Source organism: Bradyrhizobium sp. CCBAU 45394, from assembly GCF_028128655.1.
Classification (GTDB): Bacteria; Pseudomonadota; Alphaproteobacteria; order Rhizobiales; family Xanthobacteraceae; genus Bradyrhizobium; species Bradyrhizobium diazoefficiens.
In genome coordinates, this window is the sequence record NZ_LBIX01000173.1 from 171,444 (window position 1) to 193,394 (window position 21,951).

Annotated in this window: 19 protein-coding genes; 10 read left to right on the forward strand and 9 right to left on the reverse strand. The window is 65.2% G+C overall.

Annotated elements, in window-relative coordinates:
- Positions 1-4 precede the first annotated feature (4 nt).
- The 4 genes from WN73_RS32240 to WN73_RS32255 form a co-directional block, all read right to left on the reverse strand.
- On the reverse strand, positions 5-1,222 hold the full coding sequence (locus tag WN73_RS32240) for a substrate-binding protein (RefSeq protein ID WP_011083028.1): 1,218 nt from the start codon (positions 1,220-1,222) through the stop codon (positions 5-7).
- Positions 1,223-1,226: 4 nt separating this feature from the next.
- Positions 1,227-2,084, reverse strand: a complete 858-nt coding sequence (locus WN73_RS32245) for a branched-chain amino acid ABC transporter permease (protein ID WP_011083029.1) — start codon at positions 2,082-2,084, stop codon at positions 1,227-1,229.
- 36 nt (positions 2,085-2,120) lie between these two features.
- Positions 2,121-3,635 carry an amidase gene (locus tag WN73_RS32250; RefSeq protein ID WP_028175808.1) on the reverse strand — a complete coding sequence of 505 codons (1,515 nt, stop codon included), beginning with the start codon at positions 3,633-3,635 and terminating at the stop codon, positions 2,121-2,123.
- A gap of 164 nt (positions 3,636-3,799) precedes the next feature.
- Positions 3,800-4,984, reverse strand: a complete 1,185-nt coding sequence (locus WN73_RS32255) for a substrate-binding domain-containing protein (RefSeq protein WP_028175807.1) — start codon at positions 4,982-4,984, stop codon at positions 3,800-3,802.
- Between the two features lie 179 nt (positions 4,985-5,163).
- Here WN73_RS32255 and WN73_RS32260 point away from each other — a divergent pair, with 179 nt between their 5' ends.
- The gene (locus tag WN73_RS32260; RefSeq protein WP_018643508.1) at positions 5,164-5,607 is read left to right on the forward strand and encodes a MarR family winged helix-turn-helix transcriptional regulator; all 444 of its coding nucleotides are present in this window, start codon (positions 5,164-5,166) and stop codon (positions 5,605-5,607) included.
- Positions 5,608-5,918: 311 nt separating this feature from the next.
- Here WN73_RS32260 and secA read toward each other — a convergent pair whose 3' ends face one another.
- Entirely contained in the window at positions 5,919-8,759 is a 2,841-nt protein-coding gene (gene secA / locus WN73_RS32265; RefSeq protein ID WP_028175806.1) for a preprotein translocase subunit SecA, read from the reverse strand.
- A 353-nt stretch (positions 8,760-9,112) separates the two neighbouring features.
- Here secA and WN73_RS32270 point away from each other — a divergent pair, with 353 nt between their 5' ends.
- The 3 genes from WN73_RS32270 to WN73_RS32280 all read left to right on the forward strand — a co-directional run bounded on the left by WN73_RS32270 (position 9,113) and on the right by WN73_RS32280 (position 11,796).
- Positions 9,113-10,036 carry a peptidylprolyl isomerase gene (locus WN73_RS32270; protein WP_028175805.1) on the forward strand — a complete coding sequence of 308 codons (924 nt, stop codon included), beginning with the start codon at positions 9,113-9,115 and terminating at the stop codon, positions 10,034-10,036.
- A gap of 102 nt (positions 10,037-10,138) precedes the next feature.
- Positions 10,139-11,380, forward strand: coding sequence for a bifunctional glutamate N-acetyltransferase/amino-acid acetyltransferase ArgJ (gene argJ / locus WN73_RS32275; protein WP_271556245.1), 1,242 nt, complete (start codon positions 10,139-10,141; stop codon positions 11,378-11,380).
- Between the two features lie 5 nt (positions 11,381-11,385).
- Positions 11,386-11,796 carry a (deoxy)nucleoside triphosphate pyrophosphohydrolase gene (locus tag WN73_RS32280; RefSeq protein WP_028175803.1) on the forward strand — a complete coding sequence of 137 codons (411 nt, stop codon included), beginning with the start codon at positions 11,386-11,388 and terminating at the stop codon, positions 11,794-11,796.
- Between the two features lie 115 nt (positions 11,797-11,911).
- Here the strand turns inward: WN73_RS32280 and WN73_RS32285 are convergent, their stop codons facing one another.
- Positions 11,912-12,760 carry a methyltransferase domain-containing protein gene (locus WN73_RS32285; protein WP_028175802.1) on the reverse strand — a complete coding sequence of 283 codons (849 nt, stop codon included), beginning with the start codon at positions 12,758-12,760 and terminating at the stop codon, positions 11,912-11,914.
- A 139-nt stretch (positions 12,761-12,899) separates the two neighbouring features.
- Between WN73_RS32285 and WN73_RS32290 the strand changes: the two genes are divergently transcribed.
- Genes WN73_RS32290 through WN73_RS32305 form a run of 4 tightly spaced genes read left to right on the forward strand, consistent with a single transcriptional unit; the run spans position 12,900 to position 15,374 of the window.
- Positions 12,900-13,697 carry a ComF family protein gene (locus WN73_RS32290; protein WP_271556246.1) on the forward strand — a complete coding sequence of 266 codons (798 nt, stop codon included), beginning with the start codon at positions 12,900-12,902 and terminating at the stop codon, positions 13,695-13,697.
- A gap of 47 nt (positions 13,698-13,744) precedes the next feature.
- Positions 13,745-14,020 (forward strand): glutaredoxin 3, encoded by a 276-nt coding sequence (gene grxC / locus WN73_RS32295; protein WP_271556360.1) that lies wholly within the window; start codon positions 13,745-13,747, stop codon positions 14,018-14,020.
- On the forward strand, positions 14,017-14,895 hold the full coding sequence (locus tag WN73_RS32300; RefSeq protein ID WP_028175799.1) for a carbon-nitrogen hydrolase family protein: 879 nt from the start codon (positions 14,017-14,019) through the stop codon (positions 14,893-14,895). The genes grxC and WN73_RS32300 overlap by 4 nt, the downstream gene beginning before the upstream one ends.
- The gene (locus WN73_RS32305; RefSeq protein WP_271556247.1) at positions 14,892-15,374 is read left to right on the forward strand and encodes a DUF1178 family protein; all 483 of its coding nucleotides are present in this window, start codon (positions 14,892-14,894) and stop codon (positions 15,372-15,374) included. The genes WN73_RS32300 and WN73_RS32305 overlap by 4 nt, the downstream gene beginning before the upstream one ends.
- Before the next feature lie 132 nt (positions 15,375-15,506).
- On the opposite strand, the gene WN73_RS32310 is transcribed toward WN73_RS32305, so the two are convergent.
- The 3 genes from WN73_RS32310 to WN73_RS32320 form a co-directional block, all read right to left on the reverse strand.
- Entirely contained in the window at positions 15,507-16,406 is a 900-nt protein-coding gene (locus WN73_RS32310; protein WP_011083045.1) for an EamA family transporter, read from the reverse strand.
- A gap of 277 nt (positions 16,407-16,683) precedes the next feature.
- Positions 16,684-17,451: a bifunctional 2-polyprenyl-6-hydroxyphenol methylase/3-demethylubiquinol 3-O-methyltransferase UbiG gene (ubiG, locus tag WN73_RS32315; RefSeq protein WP_038966657.1), complete on the reverse strand. Its 768-nt coding sequence runs from the start codon at positions 17,449-17,451 to the stop codon at positions 16,684-16,686.
- 14 nt (positions 17,452-17,465) lie between these two features.
- On the reverse strand, positions 17,466-17,933 hold the full coding sequence (locus WN73_RS32320; protein ID WP_011083047.1) for a PH domain-containing protein: 468 nt from the start codon (positions 17,931-17,933) through the stop codon (positions 17,466-17,468).
- A gap of 175 nt (positions 17,934-18,108) precedes the next feature.
- On the opposite strand from WN73_RS32320, the gene WN73_RS32325 reads away from it, so the two are divergent.
- Positions 18,109-19,365, forward strand: coding sequence for an aspartate kinase (locus WN73_RS32325; RefSeq protein WP_028175795.1), 1,257 nt, complete (start codon positions 18,109-18,111; stop codon positions 19,363-19,365).
- 288 nt (positions 19,366-19,653) lie between these two features.
- Positions 19,654-21,921, forward strand: a complete 2,268-nt coding sequence (gene ptsP / locus WN73_RS32330; protein ID WP_161532604.1) for a phosphoenolpyruvate--protein phosphotransferase — start codon at positions 19,654-19,656, stop codon at positions 21,919-21,921.
- The last annotated feature ends 30 nt before the right edge of the window (positions 21,922-21,951 follow it).

Below are 21,951 nucleotides of genomic sequence, written 5' to 3' on the forward strand. Positions count from 1 at the left end.
CGCCTCAGCATTCCTTGGGATCGACGAGCCCGTCGCTGCGTCCGACGATCTCGTAGTTTCCGCCCTTGGCGACCGCGGTGTACATCTTCATCTTGCAGTGCCGCTTGCCCGGCACCATTTCGGCAGGTCCGCCGGGACCTTCGGCGATCTTGGCGTGGTCGAGCGCGGCGGCGACCGACTCGCGGTCGAGCTTGCCCGCTTCTTTCACCGCCGCTTCCCACAGCTTGAGGCCGCGATAGGTGCCGGTGGCGGCGCTGCCGGCGGCGAACAGGAAGTTGCCCGGAAAATCCTTCTCGTAGGCCGCCTGGATTTTTGCGTCGAACGGGTTCTCCTTGGTCAGCACCTTGAAATAGTCGAGGCAGCTCGCGAGGCCCTCGATCTCGCTCGCCTGATTGATGTTGAGCGTGTTCTCGTCATAGTAGACGCAGGCGAGACGGCCGCCGTTCTTGAGGAAGCCCGCTTCGTAGAGCTGCTTGAAGAACGGGCCGACGCCGGGCGGAATGACGGTGTTGAAGACGACATCGACCTTGTTGGAGATGATGCGGTTGACGGTCGAGGAGAAGTCGACCTGGTCGAGTGGATAGTACTCCTCGAACACGACCTCACCGCCGTTGGATTCGATCACCTTGCGGGCATAGACGTTGAGCGTATGCGGCCAGACATAGTTGGCGCTCGGCAGCGCGAATTTCTTGCCGCCGTTCTTGATCAGCCAGGGTATGAACTCGTCGCATTGCTGCGCCGGCGTCGGGCCGGTGCAGAACAGATAGGGCGTGCACTCCTTGCCTTCGTAGAGCTGCGGATAGATGTAGAGCGTCTTGCCGCGCGCCACGATCGGGTCCTTGATCGCGTTGCGCATCGAGGAGGTGATGCCGCCCAGCACCATGTCGACCTTGTCGCGCTGGATCAGCTTGCGCACGTTGCCGACCGCGACGGATTCGTTCGACGCGGTGTCCTCGATATAGAGCTCGAGCGGACGGCCGAGCATGCCGCCGGCGGCGTTGATCTCCTTGATCACCATTTTTGCGACGTTGGCGTCGGCATTGCCGGCGTACGCAATTGGGCCCGTTAGATCTGTGGCGATGCCGACCTTGATCGGGGCTTCGGCCGCATTGGCCCAGGGGGCCGGGATTACCCAGCTGCCGACGCCGGTCGCGACCGCGCCCGACGCAAAGGCGAAATTGGAGAGGAAGCGGCGGCGTGAGAGCTGCGTACGATCGAACATATGACTAAACCCCTTTGCCAGCGATGAGGCCCTGCGGCCGGAATTTGATGAAGATAATGGCGAGCACAAAGACGAGGACGTCGGCGACGACGGGCGCCATCACCCAGGGCAGCGCGGCACTCAGCGTGCCGATGACGCCGGCACCCGCCACCGGCCCGATGAAGGAGCCGACGCCGCCGACCATGACCGCGACAAAGCCCTGGATCAGGAAGCGCAGGCCGAGATCGGCGAACAGGCTGAAGACAGGCACGATCAGCGCGCCGGCAAGGCCGGCGAGCGCCGCGCCGAAGGCAAAGGTGGCGCCATAGATCAGCGGCGTGGAGATGCCGGAGGCGCGCGCCAGCGAGGGATTTTCCAGCGTGGCGCGGACGCGCAGGCCGAAGCTCGTGCGAGAGAGCAGGAGATAGCAGCCACCCATCACCAGCAGCGTGATGACGATGATGGTGAAGCGCCATGCCGAGATGTGCATCGCGCCGATGTCGATCGAGCCGCCGATCGGCTCGGGCACGGTGAGATAGAAGCCGCCGATCAGGCCGCGCACGGATTCGCGGATGATCAGGCCGAGCGCATAGGTGCCGAGCATCGCCACGATCGGCGCGGCGTAGAAGCGGCGGATGATCAGCGCCTCCAGCACAAAGCCGAGCGCGCCGACCACGAAGGGCGCCGCGACCATGCCGGCCCAGATCGGCAGGCCCCCGGCGTAGGCGAGATAGGTGATGTAGGCCCCGAGCAGGACGAACTCTCCTTGCGCGAAGTTGAAGATGCCCATCATGCTGGCGATGATCCCGAGCCCCAGCACGATCAGGACGATGATCGCGCCAAAGCTCAGGATCTCGAACGCCGCGACGAACGCGTTAGCCATTTGGTGCTGTTCCGTCCGTCTGCATCGACGCCTCGCTCACATCTTCTTCCAGTCGCCGATCTGCTCGAAGGCGTGCGCGGCGCGATAGATGGTCGATTCCTCGAACATGCGGCCGACCAGCATCAGGCCGACGGGCAGGCCGTCGACCATGGCGCAGGGCAGCGACATCGCGGGATGATGGGTGATGTCGAACGGCGCGGTGTTGCCGATCATCTCCAGCGCACGGGCGACGTAGTCCTCGCGGCTGGCATTGGGCTCCGGCAGCTTGGTTGCCTTCATCGGCGTCGTCGGCAGCAAAAGCAGATCGTAATCCCCAAACGCCTTGTCGTAGGCGGCGGTCAGCCTGCGGGAGATATTGAGCGCCTTGCCGTAGAAGCGTGGACCGAAATTGTTGTTGATGTAGGTGCCGAGCATCATGAACAGCTTCGTGGTCTCGGACAGCGAGTCGGCCTGCCGGCGCCAGCCGCGATGAAAATCCATCAGCGAGGTCGAATAGAGATCGCCGCGGCTGAGGCCGTAGCCGTCGCCGAACATCATGGTCTGGGTCAGGCCTTCGGTGCCGATCGGGGTCCAGATCGCGCCGCCCAGGAGATGCATCGGGATTGAGACCGTCTCTACGGTGGCGCCAAGATCCTTGAAGCGCTTTGCCGCCTCGCGCACGCTTTCATTCACCGCGGCTTCTGCGACCGGCTGCTCAAAGCCTTCCTTGAGAATGCCGATCTTCATGCCCTTGACGCCCTGGCCGAGCGCCTTGGTGTATTCCTCGACCTTCGGAGCCTTGATGCGCGGATCGTAGCCGTCATCGCCGGCGAGCACTTCAAGCAGCAGCGCGTTGTCAGCGACGGTCGCGGTCATCGGACCGGTATGGTCGACATAGATCTCGATCGGCATGATCCCGGTGTAAGGCACGAGGCCCCAGGTCGGCTTCATGCCGTAAATGCCGCAGAACGAGGACGGCATGCGGATCGAGCCGCCCTGATCGCCGCCGATCGCCATGTCGACCTCGCCGAGCGCGACCACGACGCCCGAGCCTGACGACGAGCCGCCGGCCGAGTACCCCATCTTGTGCGGATTATGCACGGGCCCGTAAGAGCCGGTATGGCTGCCGCCGGACAGGCAGAAGTGCTCGCAATGCACCTTGCCCTTGATCTCGGCACCGGCATCCAGCATGCGCGTGACGATGGTGGCGTCGAAATCGGGCACATAGCCCTCCAGCGTCGACGAGCCGTTGGTCATGGGCACGCCGGCCAGCATGATGTTGTCTTTCAGCGCGACGGTCTTGCCCTTGAGCTTGCCGCCGGCGGCGCCCTTCACCGTCGACTTGCGATACCAGGCGTTGCGCGGGTTCTCCTCGGGCGAGGGCCGATAGCCCGGCGTGCGTGGATATTTCACCTCCGGTACCTCGTCCGGCATCGCGGCAACGAGATTGTAGGCGTCGATCGAGCCCTGCATCAGGCCGCGGAACGAGGCGACGTCGTCGTCGGTGAGCGAAAGGCCGCACTGCTCGGCGACGCTGCGAAGTTGGGCGGGCGTGGGAAGGACAACTGTCACGGCGCTCTCCTTGAGGTTTCTTGATCCCTGGCTTTGGATGGAGGCCGCTCGCTCGCGCCTGCACGGCGCGAGCCAGCCGGCTTCGCCTCGATATTACAGACGGAAATATTTTCCTTTTCAAGTATTATTTCGAAGCTCGGCCGTGACGGACGAGCGGCCGGATCTCAGAGCGTCTTGATGAGCTTGAAGTCAAGACCGTCCGCTTCGGCAAGATACATCGGCATCTCGGCGCGGCCATCGCGGATGGTGACGGGTCCGCGGCCCGCCGAATAGACGGTGTTGCGCGCGGCCTTGAGCAGCGGGCGAAAGGCCAGCGAGCCGGCGCGGTTGGCCACGGATTCCAGGAACCGCAACCCCTCATAATTCGACTGGCCGACCGAGCCGACCGGCGGCGCGTGCGGGCCGAACATGGCCTGATAGCCACTTAGGAACTCGTCGTTGGCGCGCGAGGCCATGCAGTTGAAATAACCGGAGGCGCAGAACAAATTCTCGGTGTTGTCGGCGCCGATGCCGAGCAGCACGGTCTCGTCCATCGCGCCCGCGAGCCGCAGCGTCGAGGTGGCAAGCCCTGCCTCGGCGAAGGCACGGTTGAAGGTGATGCTGTCGGTGCCGATCAGCGAGATCAGCACCACGTCCGGCTTGGCAGCGTGGATGCGCGCCAGATGCGCCTCGTGATTGTCCTCGCCGACGGGAACGAACTCCTCGCCGACGACTTGGCCGCCGGCCTCCTTGATGTAGCGCTTCACCGCGCGATGCGACTGCCAGGGCCAGACATAGTCGCTGCCGATCAGATACCAGCGAGCCGCCTTCTTGACGTCGGCCAGCCAGTGGATGGCGGGGCGGCTCTGCCAGCGCGGCGTCTCGCCGATCGCCATCACGCCCGGCGTGCGCTCGCCTCCCTCATAGACCGGCGTGTAGATGTAGGGGATGCGATTGCCGGTGACCTTGCGCAGCGCGACGCGGACCGCGCTGATATGCGAGCCCATGATGAGGTCGACCTCGTCGAAGGCGATCGCCTGCTCCGCGCGCTGCACCACCTCGTCGATCGGGCCGCCGGAATCGTAGATCGACAGCTCCAGCTCGCGGCCCAGAATGCCGCCGCGCTTGTTGATCTCGGCGACCGCCAGCATCGCGCTGTTGGTGGAGGTCGGGCCCCAGATCCCGGGCGAGCCGGTGAAGGTGAGGAAATTGCCGATGCGCAGCTTGTTGCGCGCACCACGGCGCTTCATGAAATGCGCGTCAACCGGAGACAGGTCGAAGTCGGCCGCCGACGACGACAGATTCCTGAACAGCAAGGACGGCGGCAACGCCGGGCCGCCGTGAGCCGGGAAGTTTACCGTCGCGCGCACGCCAACTCCTGTCTGGCACCAGACCTGAAAGCACATTGAGCAGGCGGCCGCGGCTTCCGCCCTTTTGTTGGGCAATGATCCTATTTTGAAAATATTGAATATTCAAGAATTGAAGTGCATATAGATGCAGCATTGATTGCAAGACATTCACTCATTTGGGTCAAGACGAAGTCTTAGCCGTGGCAAAACCGTCGAAAGAAAACACTCCGATCACCGAACATCTCGCCTACCTGCTCGCGCAAGCCAACCGGGAGATCAACCGGCAGCTGGAACTGCGCTTGAGCAAGGAAGGTGTTCCCGTCGAGCAATGGCGCATCCTGAAAGTGCTGTCGGATGGCAACGGCCATTCGATGGGCGAGCTTGCGGACGCCGTGCTGCTCAACCATCCGACGCTGACCAAGATGATCGACCGCATGGTCTCCGACACGCTGGTCTATCGCGTGCAGGACCCGAACGACCGCCGCAAGGTGCTGATGTTCATCTCCGACCGCGGCAAGGTGCTGTGCAAGAAGCTCAACTCGCTCGCGGTGGACCAGGAGGAGCACATCCTGGAAAGCTACGGCGACAAGTCGACGAGCGAATTGAAGCGGCTGTTGGAGAGCTTGATCGACAGCTCGAATTGAGCTCGTCGTTTCGGACGCGATTTCTCAACCCACGTCGTCCTGGACAAGTGCAGCTCGAGACAACGCGCAGCTTTGTCTCGAGCGGAGCGCTGATCCAGGACCCATTACCCCAGGATTGGGTTTGACGCAGACTGCTAGTTGCGCTTCTTCGCGCGGTACAACGACTGCATGCTCTCGATAGATTCCGCGGTATGGATCCCGGCCTTCGCCGGGATGACGACGGAATGTGCTGCAGCGGTGTCGCGCTTAACTAGCGCCGCGGCGTACTGGATGCCCCGCTTTCGCGAGGGCATGACAGTGGGGCCTAGCGGTTACGCATACCGCCCGTGGCAGTGCTTGTACTTCTTGCCTGAGCCGCACGGGCAATCCTCGTTGCGGCCGATCTTGCCCCAGGATGCCGGGTTCTTCGGATCGCGCTGGGCGGCGTCGGAGGCCGGCGCGCCGAGCGTGACGCTGGCGAGCGCCATCTCGTCCTCGCCGGTGTTCGGGTCGAACTTGTGCGCTTCCATCGGCGGCAGCACGGGCGCTTCCTGCTCCGGCGGGACGATCTCGACCCGCATCAGCTGCGCGGTGACGGCCTCGCGCAGGTGCGCGCTCATCTCCTGGAAGAGATTGAAGGCCTCGGTCTTGTACTCCTGCAGCGGATCGCGCTGGCCGTAGCCGCGCAGGCCGATGACCTGGCGCAGATGGTCGAGCATGATCAGGTGCTCGCGCCAGAGATGGTCGAGCGTCTGGAGCAGAATGGTCTTCTCGACGTAACGCATCACGTCGGGGCCCCACTGCGCGACCTTGGCGGCCATGTGCTCGTCGGCGCGGTTCTCGATGCGGTTGAGCAACTCCTCGTCGGCGATGCCCTCTTCCTTGGCCCAGTCGTCGACCGGCAGGTCGAGATCGAGCACGCGCTTCAGCTCCTCCTTCAGGCCGGCAACGTCCCACTGCTCGGCATAGGCATGCTCGGGCACGTGCTTGGCGACGAGGTCGTCGATGAAGGCATGGCGCATGTCGGTAACGGTCTCGGCGACGCTGTCGTCCTTCATCAGCTCGACGCGCTGGTCGAAGATCACCTTGCGCTGGTCGTTCTGGACGTTGTCGAACTTGAGCAGGTTCTTGCGGATGTCGAAGTTGCGGGCCTCGACCTTCTGCTGCGCCTTCTCCAGGGCCTTGTTGATCCAGGGATGGATGATGGCCTCGCCCTCTTGCAGGCCGAGACGCTGGAGCATGCTGTCGAGGCGGTCCGAGCCGAAGATGCGCATCAGATCGTCTTCCAGCGACAGGAAGAACTTCGAGCGGCCGGGGTCGCCCTGGCGGCCGGATCGGCCGCGCAGCTGGTTGTCGATGCGGCGGGATTCGTGACGCTCGGAGCCGATGATGTAGAGACCGCCCGGCTTCGTCACGGTCTTGGCGGGCTTGGAACCCTTCGCCGGCTCGATCTCGACGATCTCCTCGGCCTTCAGCACGATCTCGCGGAAGCGCTCGACGTCGGCCTTGATCTGCTCGATCTTCCTGGCCTTCTCGGCCTCGTCCTCGATGCCCGCGGTTTCCTTCGGGACGCGCATCTCGAGCGAGCCGCCGAGCTTGATGTCGGTGCCGCGGCCGGCCATGTTGGTCGCGATCGTGATCGCGCCGGGCACGCCGGCTTCCGCGACGATATAGGCTTCCTGCTCGTGGAAGCGCGCGTTCAGGACCGCGAACAGCTTCGACGGCTTGCCGGCACGGGCCGCCGCATAGAGCTTGTCGAGCGCGTTCTCCTTGCCGAAATCGATCTGCTTGTAGCCGTTCGACTTGAGGAACTCGGCGAGCACCTCCGACTTCTCGATCGACGCCGTGCCGACCAGCACGGGCTGGAGCCGCGCGTTCGCCCGCTCGATCTCGGCGAGAATGGCGGCGTATTTTTCCTTCTGCGTGCGGTAGACCTCGTCGTCCTCGTCGAGACGCGCGACCGACAGGTTGGTCGGGATCTCCACGACCTCGAGCTTGTAGATGTCGAACAGTTCGTCCGCTTCGGTCGCGGCGGTGCCGGTCATGCCCGCAAGCTTCTCGTACATGCGGAAGTAGTTCTGGAAGGTGATCGAGGCCAGCGTCTGGTTCTCGGGCTGGACCTGGACGTGCTCCTTGGCCTCGAGCGCCTGGTGCAGGCCTTCCGAATAGCGCCGGCCCGGCATCATGCGGCCGGTGAACTCGTCGATGATGACGACCTCGTCGTCGCGGACGATGTAGTCCTTGTCACGGGTGAACAGCGTGTGGGCGCGCAGGGCCTGGTTGATGTGGTGCACGACCGAGACGTTCTCGACGTCGTAGAGCGACTCGCCCTTGAGCTGGCCGGCGTCGCGCAGCAGGGTTTCGATCTTCTCCATGCCGGCTTCGGTGAGCGTCACCGTGCGCTGCTTCTCGTCGACGTCGTAGTCGGTCTTGTCGAGCTTGGGCAGGAAGCCGTCGATGGTGTTGTAGAAGTCGGAGCGGTCGTCGAGCGGGCCGGAGATGATCAGCGGCGTGCGCGCTTCGTCGATCAGGATGGAGTCGACTTCGTCGACGATGGCGAAGAAGTGCGGCCGCTGGACCATGTCCTCGAGCCGGTACTTCATGTTGTCGCGCAGATAGTCGAAGCCGTATTCGTTGTTGGTGCCGTAGGTGATGTCGCAGGCATAGGCCGTCTTGCGCTCGGCATCGTCGAGACCGTGGACGATCACGCCCGTGGTCATGCCGAGGAAGCCGTAGATCTGGCCCATCCAGCCGGAGTCGCGGCGGGCGAGGTAGTCGTTGACGGTGACGACATGGACGCCCTTGCCGGCGAGCGCGTTGAGATAGACCGCAAGCGTCGCCACCAGCGTCTTGCCTTCGCCGGTCTTCATCTCGGCGATGTCGCCCTCGTGCAGCACCATGCCGCCGATCAGCTGGACGTCGAAATGGCGCTGGCCGAGCGTGCGCTTGGCGGCCTCGCGCACGGTCGCGAAGGCCGGCACCAGCAGGTCATCGAGCGTCTTGCCCTCGGCGAGCTGCTTCTTGAAGTCGGCCGTGCGGGCCTTGAGCTCCTCGTCGGAGAGCTTGATGAGCTCGGGCTCCAGCGCGTTGATCGCGTTGACGCGGGACTGATATCCCTTCACCCGCCGGTCGTTGGCGGAGCCGAAAAACTTGCGGGCGAGCGCGCCGATCATGCCTAGTTCCTGTGTTCGCGATTTAACCGCGTTGCAGCCAAGAAGTTGTCCCCCGCCTGCCTATCAACTCACCGTGACGCTGATGGCGCCAGAGCCCGGACTGCGGGGGGTCATCCGCCATATGGGTGGGAATTGGGCAAGTCTGGGTTCAACGGCCAAAAACGCAGCAAAATAAACGCCATCGCCATGGTCGCGACCGGGCAGAGATATGGCCCGGTCAGGGCCTTGTCAACGGCGGGCGCATTGCGGCTAATTCATCATTTTGACAGACTTTTCGCGTTGCCAAGCCCCCCTGAATTGGGCGAGTGTCCGCCCCGCTCGAGCAGCCCCCTGCTTCAACAAAAGGATTTTCCATGACCACCTCGTTCCCGGTAACCAAAACCGGCCTGCGCTTCGGCCTTGCCACCGCCCTCGTGGGCTGCCTTGCGCTGGCGCTGATCGCGGGTCCCGGCCGGGCTGCCGACGATCCGGTCCTGGCAAAGGTCAATGGCGCTGAAATCAAGAAGAGCGACGTCGCCATGGCCGAGGAGGAACTCGGGCCGAGCCTCGCCCAGATGGACCCGGCGACCAAGGACGAGAACGTCCTGTCCTTCCTGATCGACATGAAGATCGTGTCCAAGGCCGCCGAGGACAAGAAGGTCGCCGACAGCGAGGAGTTCAAGAAGCGCCTGGCGTTCGCCCGCAACCGCCTCCTGATGGACAGCCTGCTCGCCAACGAGGGCAAGGCCGCCACCACCCCCGACGCCATGAAGAAGGTCTACGAGGAGGCCTCCAAGCAGATCACCGGCGAGCAGGAGGTGCGCGCCCGCCACATTCTGGTCGAGACCGAGGACGAGGCCAAGGCGGTGAAGGCCGAGCTGGACAAGGGCGCCGATTTCGCCGAACTCGCCAAGAAGAAGTCCAAGGATCCGGGCTCCGCCGACGGCGGCGACCTCGGCTTCTTCACCAAGGAGCAGATGGTGCCGGAATTCTCGGCGGTGGCCTTCGCGCTGGAGCCGGGCAAGATCTCCGACCCCGTGAAGTCGCAGTTCGGCTGGCACATCATCAAGGTCGAGGAAAAGCGCAACCGCAAGGCGCCGGACTTCGAGCAGGTCAAGGCCCAGATCGAGCAATACGTCACCCGCAAGGCCCAGGCCGACTACGTCGCCAAGCTGCGCACGGAAGCCAAGGTCGAGCGGCTGGACCAGCCCGCCGCGGACGCCAAGCCGGCCGACGCGGCCAAGCCTTCCGATGCGAAGCCCTCCGACAGCAAGATGGCGCCCCCTGCGAAGAAGTAAGAATTCGCTGTCACTTCGCGGACGCCAATAGTATCTAACGTCGCAATGGCCGGGCAAATGCCCGGCCATCTGCATATCCAGACCCCACCAAGGCGCCCCGCGATGTCCTCCTCCGTCTCTCCCCTCGCTCCCAAGACTGTTCCCGACATGCCCGTGATCGCGGGCGTCCGCCTTGCGACGGCCGAGGCCGGCATCCGCTACAAGAACCGCACCGACGTGCTTCTGGCGGTGATGGACAAGGGCACTGCGGTCGCCGGCGTCTTCACCAAGTCGAAATGCCCGTCCGCGCCGGTGGAATGGTGCCGCGCCAAGCTGAAGGGCGGCAAGGCGCGCGCCCTCGTCGTCAATTCCGGCAATGCCAACGCCTTCACCGGCAAGACCGGCCGCAGTTCCACCGCGCTGACCGCCAAGATCGCGGCCAAGGCCGTCGGGTGCAGCGAGAGCGAGATCTTCCTGGCCTCGACCGGCGTGATCGGCGAGCCGCTGGACGCGACCAAGTTCGACGGCGTTTTGGGCCGACTGGCCGAGACCGCCGAGCCCGGCGACTATCTCGCCGCGGCCAAGGCGATCATGACCACCGACACCTTCCCCAAGGTCGCAACCGCGACCGTCAAGCTCGGCAAGGCCAAGGTCACCATCAACGGCATGGCAAAGGGCGCCGGCATGATCGCGCCCGATATGGCGACGATGCTGTCGTTCGTCTTCACCGACGCGCCGATCGCGCCGGCCGCCCTGCAAGCGTTGCTCAAGAGCGGCGTCGAGGACACCTTCAACGCGGTGACGATCGACGGCGACACCTCGACCTCGGACACGCTGCTGGCCTTCGCGACGGGCGCGGCCGCCGAGCACGGCGCGCCCAAAATCAGCCGCGCCAGCGATCCCAGGCTGAAGGCCTTCGTCAAGGCCTTCAGCCAGGTGCTCGCCAACCTCGCCGAGCAGGTCGCCCGCGACGGCGAAGGCGCGCGCAAGCTGGTCGAGATCACCGTCGAAGGCGCCAAGACCAAGGCGTCGGCGCGCAAGATCGCGATGTCGATTGCCAATTCGCCGCTGGTGAAGACCGCGATCGCCGGCGAGGACGCCAATTGGGGCCGCGTGGTGATGGCCGTCGGCAAGGCCGGCGAGCCGGCCGACCGCGACAAGCTCTCGATCTCCTTCAACGGCATCCGCGTCGCCAAGAGCGGCGCGCGCGATCCTGACTATGACGAAGCGCAGGTGTCGGAGGCGATGAAGGCGCCCGAGATCGCGATCAAGGTCTCGCTCGGCCTCGGCAAGGGCCGCGACCGCGTCATGACCTGCGACCTCACCAAGGAATATGTCGCGATCAACGGGGATTACAGGTCGTAGTCTCCATGACCCCTCTCAAGCTCACACTGGTGGTGGCCTGCGCGCTCGTCGACGCCGACAAGCGCGTCCTGATCGCGCAGCGCCCCGAGGGCAAGGCGCTGGCCGGCCTCTGGGAATTTCCCGGCGGCAAACTCGAGCCCGGCGAGCGGCCGGAGCAGAGCCTGATCCGCGAGCTGCATGAAGAGCTCGGAATTACCGTCGCCGAGCCGTGCCTGGCGCCGCTGACCTTTGCGAGCTACGGCTACGAGACCTTCCACCTGTTGATGCCGCTCTACATCTGCCGGCGCTGGGAGGGGATGGTCACCGCACGCGAAGGCCAGACCCTCGCCTGGGTCCGTGCCAACAAGCTGCGCGACTACCCGATGCCGCCCGCGGATATTCCGCTGATCCCGCATTTGATTGATTTGCTGATGTGAAGCCGGACCTCATCCTGAGGAGACCGCGAAGCGGTCGTCTCGAAGGATGGCCACACGGCAAGAGCGGGGCCTGCATGGTTCGAGACGGCGCTTACGCGCCTCCTCACCATGAGGATCACTCTTCCCCCGCCTTCTTCACTGCCTCCGCGAGGCTCGCCTTGGCCGACCCCGGCTTGAGCGGCTGCTGCTGGCTCGCATGCGGGGCCCAGCCTGAGAGCCAGATGATGTCGAATGTCGCGCGGATGCGGCCGTCGGAATCGGCAAAGCGTTCGGCATAGATCTCGGCCATGCGCAGCAGCGTCGCGCGCCGGCTCGGCGTGCGGCGGCGTTCGATCAATACATTGGCCGCGCCCATGCGCCTGATATCCTGCATCAGCGCGAAGGCATTGGCGTAGCGCACCACGACACGGTCGACGTCAGTGACCGGCAGCGCAAAGCCCGCGCGCTGCAACAGCGCGCCGATGTCGCGCAGATCGGCGAACGGCGCGACGCGCGGCGACACGCCGCCTTCGCATTCGGCTTCGGCGGCAGCAAAGGCCTGGCGCAGCTCGGTGAGGCTGTCGCCGCCGATCATCGCGGCCAGCAGCAAGCCATCCGGCTTCAACGCGCGCCGGACCTGCGCCAGCACGCCCGGCAGGTCGTTGACGAATTGCAGCGCCAGTGCCGAGACGACGAGATCGAGGCTCTCGGGCGTGAAGGGCAGCTTCTCCTCGCCGGTTTCGCCAAGTGCAATCCGCTGAAGTGACGGCAGCCGCGCGCGCAGGACCGCGAGGCCTTCACCGGGCGTCCAGAGATCGGCCGGAGCGTGAAACTCCCGCATCACCGCGGCGAGCCGGTCGGACATGTCCTCGGTCACCCGATCGAGCAGGAAGCTCACGGCGCCTTGCGCGTGCGCACGGCGTTGCCGCGCGTGCAGCAAGGCCCGATCGAACAGGGCAGGCGGGGTTTGCACGTTCTGAGCCATGCCGCTGGTTACGCCGATCCAAGTCGTTCTGGCAACCGTGTCCCGGACGCAGTGCGGCACCAAGTGACGCGCCGCGCTGCGTCCGGGGCACGAGACCGAGCCGCTTGAGCGGATTGTCGCAGAGCGCTAGCCTTCCCCCATGGAAGCCGACGCCGCCCCTTCCCGTTCGATCGCTACCCCTCTGCGTGCCGCATGGACGGCCGGCCGTCATGCGCTGGCGCGCGCGGCACGGCTCGCGCTCGACATTGCGCTGCCGACCTTGTGCGTGTCCTGCCGCGAGCCGGTGGATGGCGAGGGCGTGTGCGCGGCCTGCTGGGCGCGGCTGTCGTTCATCGAACGGCCCTATTGCCCGCGGCTCGGCATCCCCTTCGTCTACGATCCCGGTCCCGACATGCTGTCGATGGAGGCGATCGCGAGCCCGCCGGCTTACCTGCGGGCGCGCGCGGCGGTGCGCTATGACGACGTGGCGCGCACGCTGGTGCATGCGCTGAAATACCAGGACCGCACCGATTTGGCGCCGGCGATGGGCCGCTGGATGGCGCGCGCGGGCGGCGAGCTGCTCACCGGCGCCGACATGCTGATCCCCGTTCCCCTGCACTGGCGGCGCGCGTGGCGCCGCCGCTACAACCAGTCCGGCACGCTGGCGCGAAGCATCGAGCGGCAGAGCGGGGTGAAAGTGCGGGGCGAGGTGCTGCGCCGGGTGCGCGCCACCGAGCAGCAGATCGGCCTGTCGCGGGCCCAGCGCGCCACCAATGTGCAGGGCGCATTCCAGGTATCTCCCGACCGTCAGGCCGAGGTGCAGGGCCGCCGCATCGTCCTGATCGACGACGTCCTGACGTCTGGGGCGACGCTGGATGCCTGCGCCCGTGCCTTGCTGCGCGCCAAGGCGGCCCAGGTGGACGTGCTGGTCTTTGCCCGGGTTGTGGAGGTCAGGTGAAGTCCCATATAATTCAATGAATTCATGACATGAGAGCGCCAGACAAGATGACCGCCGCTGTCGAGATCTACACCAGACCAGGCTGCGGCTATTGTTCCGCGGCCAAATCGCTGCTGACCCGCAAGCAGGCGAGCTTCACGGAGTTCGACATCGCCAAGAACCCGTCCTGGCGCGACGAGATGTACGACCGCGCCGGCGAGGGCTCGACCTTCCCGCAGATCTGGATCGGCGGCAGCCATGTCGGCGGCTGCGACGACCTCTACGCGCTCGACCGCGAGGGCAAGCTCGACGGCATGCTCGAAAGCCTGAAGGCGGAATCATGAGCGAGGTCAGGACCTTCACCGCCGCGATGGTGCAGATGCGCACCGGCCTAATGCCCGAGCCTAGCCTCGCGCAGGCCACCAGGCTGATCCGGCAGGCTGCGGCCAACGGCGCCGACTACGTGCAGACGCCCGAAGTCAGCAACATGATGCAGCTCAACCGCAAGGCGCTGTTCGAGCACCTCCAGAGCGAAGAGAACGACGCCTCGCTGAAGGCCTATCGCGCGCTCGCGGCGGAGCTGAAGATCCACATCCATGTCGGCTCGCTGGCATTGCGGTTCTCGGACGAAAAAGCCGTCAATCGCTCGTTCCTGATCGGGCCCGAGGGCAATGTGCTCGCGAGCTACGACAAGATCCACATGTTCGACATCGAGCTGCCGGACGGCGAGAGCTATCGCGAATCCGCCAATTACCAGCCGGGCGAGACCGCCGTGATCTCCGACCTGCCCTGGGGTCGGGTCGGGCTGACGATCTGCTACGACGTGCGCTTCCCCGCGCTCTACCGCGCGCTGGCCGAGAGCGGCGCCTATTTCATCACGGTGCCGTCCGCCTTCACGCGCAAGACCGGTGAAGCGCACTGGCACGTGCTGCTGCGTTCGCGCGCGATCGAGACCGGCTGTTTCGTGTTCGCCGCGGCGCAGGCCGGCCTGCACGAGAACAAGCGCGAGACCTATGGCCACTCGTTGATCATCGATCCCTGGGGCGAGATCCTCGCGGAAGGTGACGTCGAGCCCGGCATTATCATGGCCACGATCGATCCCGCCAAGGTCGAGACCGCGCGCCGGGCGATCCCTTCGCTCCAGCACGGCCGCCGCTTCGGCGTCGCCGACCCCAAGGCCGGGCCGGATCATCTGCATCTGGTGCGGGGATCGGCATGATTCGCTACGCGCTTCACTGCGACCGCAACCACGCATTCGAAAGCTGGTTCCAGAGCTCGTCGGCCTACGATTCGCAGGTGAAGCGCAAGCTCGTGACCTGTCCGATCTGCGGCTCGGCCAAGGTCGAGAAGGCGATCATGGCGCCGCGCATCGTCGGCAAGAAGGGCCGCGGGCCGGCCACGCCTCCGCCGGAGCCCGCTGCAACACCCGTGCCCGAGGCTGCGCCGTCAGGACCGACCTCGCTGCTGATGGCGCAGGAGCGCGAGCTGCGCGCCAAGATCAAGGAGCTGCGCGACCACATCGTGAAGAACGCCGACAATGTCGGCGAGCGCTTTGCGAATGAAGCCCGCGCGATGCACTACGGCGACAAGGAGCATCGGCCGATCTACGGCGAGGCCTCGCCCGACGAGGCCAAGTCGCTGATCGACGAAGGCATCGAAGTCTCGCCGCTGCCGACGCTGCCGGAAGACAGGAATTGACGCGCGTCATCCCGGGATGGTCCGAAGGACCAGACCTCAGATGCGCAATTGCGCATCGGGGGATCTCGAGATTCTCAGGAGCGCAATTGCGCTCCATAGTTCGCCCTTCGGGCGCCCCGGAATGACAGTCAACTACGCCCCCACCAACACCGCCACGCCGACCACGATCAGCGCGATGCCAAAGATCTCGCGTGGCGCGATCGGCTGCTTGAACGAGTAGTACGCCACGCCTTGTGCGAACAGCACCTCGATGAGGGCGAGCGTGCGGACATTCGCGGCCGCGGTCAGCGCGAACGCCAGGAACCAGAACTGCGAGGAGAAGGCGCCCATGAAGCCGGCGAACAGCGACGGCTTCCACAGGCCAAGGATCGCCTGCAGGATCTTGGGCGCGCGCCAAAGCAGGTAGATCGTCAGAATCAGAGTCTGCACGAACAGGCCCAGCACCAGCGTGAAGGACGCCGCCGTTACGAAAGACACGTTCGGCACCGTGATGATGGCGCCGCGGAAGCCGACCGCGGACAGCGCGAACGCCGCGGCCGCCACAAGCCCCAGAATGGTCGGCTTCAGCTCGGCAAAGCTTTTCTCGCCGCCGGGCCGCAGCGCCGTGATGACGACGCCGATTGTCGCAACCACGATCGCCAGTACCTTCAGCAAGGTGAGATGATCGCCGAGGAAGACGAAGCCGAAGATCGCGGTCTGGATCGCCTCGGTCTTGAGGTATGCCGTCGTCACCACGAAGGAGCGATCGTTCATCGCCAGCAGCATCAACCCGGTGCCGACGATCTGGCTGAGCGCACCGAGCAGCAGCCACGGCCAGAACACCGACGGCGGCATGCCGAGATGATCGCCTGTCGCGACCAGCACGACGCCAAGAAACAGCAGCGAGAACGGGAAGCCGAACAGGAAGCGGATATTGGTCGCACCCCACGTCCCCAGCGGCTTCGTCAGCGACCGCTGCATCGCATTGCGCGCGACCTGCCCGAGCGCGGCAATGATGGTGAAGGGAATCCAGAGGCTGGTGATGGTGAGCATGGGGGTGGGTGGGGATGGTGTGGCAGGAGAGGATTTGCGGCCAACCTGCCGCTAGCTGCAAAGCAGGTCAATCACAGGGATGTCATGGGTGCGATGCTCTCGCTACAAACGCCGATGTCGTCCCGGCGAAGGCCGGGACCCCAGCCACTGGATTTGGTTTGGCGAAGATTCGTGGTGACGAGCTTCGTGCTGCAACTTCTCCCTGGGGTATGGGTCCCGGCCTTCGCCGGGACGACACCGTGGGTGTGGATGCAGCTAGGCCGCCACGAACAGCCCCTCACACCATCCCTTCCGCCACCACCATGTAGTTCACGTCCATGTCGGAGGAGAGGGTCCACTTGTCGGCGAAGGGTGAGTAGACGACGCCGGTCTGCTCGGTGATGACGAGGCGGTTGTCGAGCAGGTATTTCGTCAGCTCGTCGGGGGTGACGAACTTGTTCCATTCGTGGGTGCCGCGCGGCAGCCAGCGCAGCACGTATTCGGCGCCGACGATGGCGAGCGCAAAGCTCTTCCAGTTCCGGTTCAGCGTCGAGACCACCATCAGCCCGTTGGGCTTGAGCATCGCGGCGCAGCGCTTCAGGAAGACGCCGACGTCGACGACGTGCTCGACCACCTCCATCGCCAGCACGATGTCGAAGCGCTCGCGCGGGTCAATCTCCTCGACCGTGGTGCAGCGGTAGTCGATCGCAAGATGGCTCTTGTCGGCATGCAGCTTTGCGGCCGCAATATTGCTCTGCGAGGGATCGACGCCGATGACTTGGGCCCCTAGCCGTGACAGCGGCTCGCAAAGCAGGCCGGCGCCGCAACCGATGTCGAGCACGCGCAGGCCGCCGAGGCAATTGAGGCTGCGCACGTTGCGCTCGAACTTGCGGCAGGCGGCGTCGCGGATGTAGCCGAGCCGCAACGGGTTGATCCGGTGCAGCGGCGCCATCTTGCCCTTGGGGTCCCACCACTCCGCGGAGAGTTTCGAGAATTTCGCGATCTCGGCGGCGTCGACGGTCGAGCCCGGCTGGGCAGTTGCGGAAGTATTTTGCTGCATGCTCATGGTTACGCGCGGTCCTACCGCGTGGTGATCGAACTACGGAAGGCGAGCGGCGAGGCGATGGTCCTGATCGTCTCGATCCCCTCGCCGACACCGCGAATGGTCACGTCGCCGTAGTTGAGAATACGTCCAAGAATCGTCTGATCGACGTCGACGCTCTCGACCTTGTCCAGCGCCATCTCGAAGGTGCGGCGCTTGATGAACCCGGTCTTGTGCACAACCCTGAGGTTGGTGACGTCGGTCTCGGTGGTGAAGCGATGGAACCAGCCCTTCACGGTCCAGTACAGGGCGGCCAGCGCCACCAGGCCGGAGCCGAACAGGGACAGGATCATCACGCTGTAGATGTCGCTCTGCCGGGACAGGGCGAACAGGGCCAGGGCCACGATCCAGGCCACAATCGCCGGGAAATAGAAGATCCAGTGCGCATTGGTCGAATACAGCACCCGCTCGCCCGGTTGCAGGATCTCGTCGATGTAACGCGCCATGATCTCGGTTAACCCATTACCCCCAGGCCAGACTTCAAGCCAGACCTCGAGCCTGCCCCCGCAGGAACCCGCTTGCCCCCGGCCCCGCCGCTATGTATACGCGCGGACGGTGTCCGCGAGGCCCGTCCAGTGCGGGTCACCATACTGATCCTTATGAGGGAATGCACGCGTCGTCATGAGCCGCCTCGTGATGAAATTCGGCGGCACATCCGTCGCCAACATCGAACGCATCCGCAACGTCGCACGCCATGTGAAGCGTGAGGTCGACGCCGGCCACGAAGTGGCCGTGGTCGTCTCGGCGATGTCGGGCAAAACCAACGAGCTGGTGGCCTGGTGCACCGAGGCCTCGCCGATGCACGATGCGCGCGAATACGACGCCGTCGTCGCCTCCGGCGAACAGGTGACCTCCGGCCTCCTCGCCATCGTGCTCCAGAGCATGGGCATCCAGGCCCGCTCCTGGCAGGGCTGGCAGATCCCGATCAAGACCAGCGACGCCCATGCCTCGGCCCGGATCGAGGACATCGACGGCAGCGAGATCATCAAGCGCTTTAGGGATCGCAAGGAAGTCGCCGTCATCGCCGGCTTCCAGGGCATCAACCCCGAGACCAACCGCATCACCACGCTCGGCCGCGGCGGCTCCGACACCTCGGCCGTGGCGGTCGCCGCAGCCGTCAAGGCAGACCGCTGCGACATCTACACCGACGTCGACGGCGTCTACACCACCGACCCGCGAATCGTGCCGAAGGCCAAGAGGCTCGACAAGATCGCATTCGAAGACATGCTGGAACTGGCCTCGCAGGGCGCGAAAGTGCTCCAGGTCCGCTCCGTGGAACTCGGCATGGTCCACAACATGCCGATCTTCGTCCGCTCGAGCTTCGACAAGCCCGAGGATATCGACCCGCATGCCAACCAGCCGCCCGGCACGCTGATCTGCAGCGAGGAGGAGATCATGGAAAGCCACGTCGTCACCGGCATCGCCTTTTCGAAGGACGAGGCCCAGATTTCGGTGCGCCAGATCGAGGACAAGCCGGGCGTCGCCGCGTCGATCTTCGGTCCGCTGGCGGATGCCAACATCAACGTCGACATGATCGTGCAGGGCGTCTCCGAGGACGGCAAGACCACCGACCTCACCTTCACGGTGCCGGCCGCGGACTTCACCCGCGCCAGGGATACGATTACCGCCGCCAAGGGCAAGATCGGCTATGCCCGGCTCGATACCGCCACCGACGTCGCCAAGATATCGGTAATCGGCAGCGGGATGCGCAGCCACGCCGGCGTCGCCGCCCAGGCGTTCTCGGCCCTCGCCGGACGGAATATCAACATCCGGGCCATTACAACCTCCGAGATCAAATTCTCGGTATTGATCGACACCGCCTATACCGAGCTTGCGGTGCGGACCCTGCATACGCTCTACGGCCTCGATCAGGCTTAGGCTAATTTTCTCTTAGCGGTCGCAGCAAACGCGAAGGTGTACACACCTTCGCGTCTGGCAGGCGTTTTGCTTGGCAAAACAAGCCCCAATTCGCTATACGGCGAACAGGGTGGGCTGCCACATACTGTGCCCCAGTTGAGGCGGTGCTGATTCGGCTCAGGCGCCAAATCTGAAGAAGATTTGGACCCGGGCCGGCGCCGGATGAGCAAATTCGTTGTTTTTCTGGATTTTCGGGCGAGCCGCCGGGCCCCCCTTTCGGGCCCGGCTGACGGAGGAGACTGAGGGTACATGCGGAGCGCGTCGGGAGGTCCCCGCGTCTTGTTGAGACGGCTCCGCGAAACCATGGCGGAGCAGGTCTCGGCCCAGGAGCGGCTGGACAAGATCGTGGTGCTGATCGCCGCCAACATGGTGGCCGAGGTGTGCTCGGTCTATGTGCTGCGCATCGACAACACGCTCGAGCTCTACGCCACCGAAGGTCTGAACCGCGAGGCAGTGCACCATACCGTGCTCAGCGCCCATGAGGGCTTGGTCGGCCTCGTCGCCAGCGAGGCGACGCCGCTCAATCTGAACGACGCGCAGAGCCATCCGGCCTTCTCGTTCCGCCCGGAGACCGGCGAAGAGATCTACCACTCCTTCCTCGGCGTGCCGATCCTGCGCGCCGGCAACACGCTCGGCGTGCTGGTGGTGCAGAACCGTGCCAAGCGCACCTATGTCGAGGAAGAACTCGAGGCGCTGCAGACCACCGCGATGGTGCTGGCGGAGCTGATCGCCTCCGGCGAATTGTCGGCGCTGGCCCAGCCCGGCCTCGAGCCGGCCGCGCGCCACTCCATGCAGAGGGTCGGCGCGATCCTGTCGGAAGGCATCGCGCTCGGCCATGTCGTGCTGCACGAGCCGCGCGTCGTCATCAAGGACTACATCGCCGAGGACCTGCCGAAGGAAATCAAGCGGCTGGACACCGCGCTCGCCAAGCTGCGCGCCGATCTCGACCGCATGCTGGAGCGCGGCGACGTCGCCGAGGGCGGCGAGCACCGCGAGGTGTTGGAAGCCTATCGCATGTTCGCCAACGACCAGGGCTGGTCGCACAAGCTGCACGAGGCGGTCGCCACCGGCCTCACCGCGGAAGCCGCCGTCGAGCGCGTGCAGTCCGACACCCGCGCGCGCATGCTGCGCTCGACCGATCCATACCTGCGCGACCGGCTGCATGACCTCGAGGATCTCGGCTACCGCCTGATGCGGCAGCTCGTCGGCCAGGACCACGCGCCGTCACGCGAACAATTGCCCGACAATGCCATCGTCATCGCCCGCGCGATGGGCCCGGCGGCGCTGCTCGACTACGACCGCAAGCGCCTGCGCGGCATCGTGCTGGAGGAAGGCACCGCCAACTCCCACGTCTCGATCGTGGCGCGCGCGCTCGGAATCCCTGCGGTCGGCGAAGTGCCGAACGCGCCTGGAATCGCCGATCCCGGCGACGCCATCATCGTCGACGGCACATCGGGCTCGATCTATGTGCGCCCCTCGCAGGAGATCGAGGCGGCCTTCGCCGAGCGCGTGCGCTTCCGTGCCCGCCGCCAGGCGCAGTACCTCGCGCTGCGCGACCGGCCCTGCGTCACCAAGGACGGCCAGAAGGTCGAGCTGATGATCAACGCAGGTCTCGCCATCGACCTGCCGCACATCGAGGACACCGGCAGCGCCGGCATCGGCCTGTTCCGCACCGAGCTGCAATTCATGGTCGGCCAGAGCCTACCGCGCACCAGCGACCAGCTCGCGCTCTATCGCACCGTGCTGGATGCGGCGGGCAGCAAGCCCGTCACCTTCCGCACCCTCGACATCGGCGGCGACAAGGCGCTGCCCTATATGGAAGCGGTGATCGAGGAGAATCCGGCGCTCGGCTGGCGCGCGATCCGGCTTGGGCTCGATCGTCCCGGCCTTTTGCGCGGCCAGATCCGCGCGCTGCTGCGCGCCGGCGGCGGCCGCGCGCTGCGCATCATGTTCCCGATGATCTCGGAGGTCGCCGAATTCGATTCGGCGAAGGCGCTGGTCGAGCGCGAGCTCACATATCTGCGCCAGCACGGCCACACGCTGCCGGAGCGGATCGACATCGGCACCATGGTCGAGGTGCCGGCGCTGCTGTATCAGCTCGACGAGCTCCTGAAGAAGGTCGATTTCATCTCGGTCGGCTCCAACGATCTGTTCCAGTTCCTGTTCGCGGTCGACCGCGGCAATGCCAAGGTCTCCGAGCGCTTCGACACCATGTCGGCGCCGATCCTGCGCGCGCTCCGCGACATTGCCCGCAAGTCCAATGCGGCGCAGAAGTCGCTGTCGCTCTGCGGCGAGATGGCCTCCAAGCCGATCGGCGCGCTGGCGCTGATCGCGATGGGCTATCGCTCGCTGTCGCTGTCGGCAACCGCGCTCGGCCCGGTCAAGGCGATGGTGATCGATCTCGATGCCAAGAAGGCCGAGGCGATGCTCGGCCCGTTGCTGGATGCGCCAAGCGGCAGCGTCTCGATCCGGCAGAAGCTGACGGAATTTGCCGAGGCCGAAGGCCTGGCCTTGTAGCGGGCCTGTCGCCCGCGTCCCGCCGCCTCG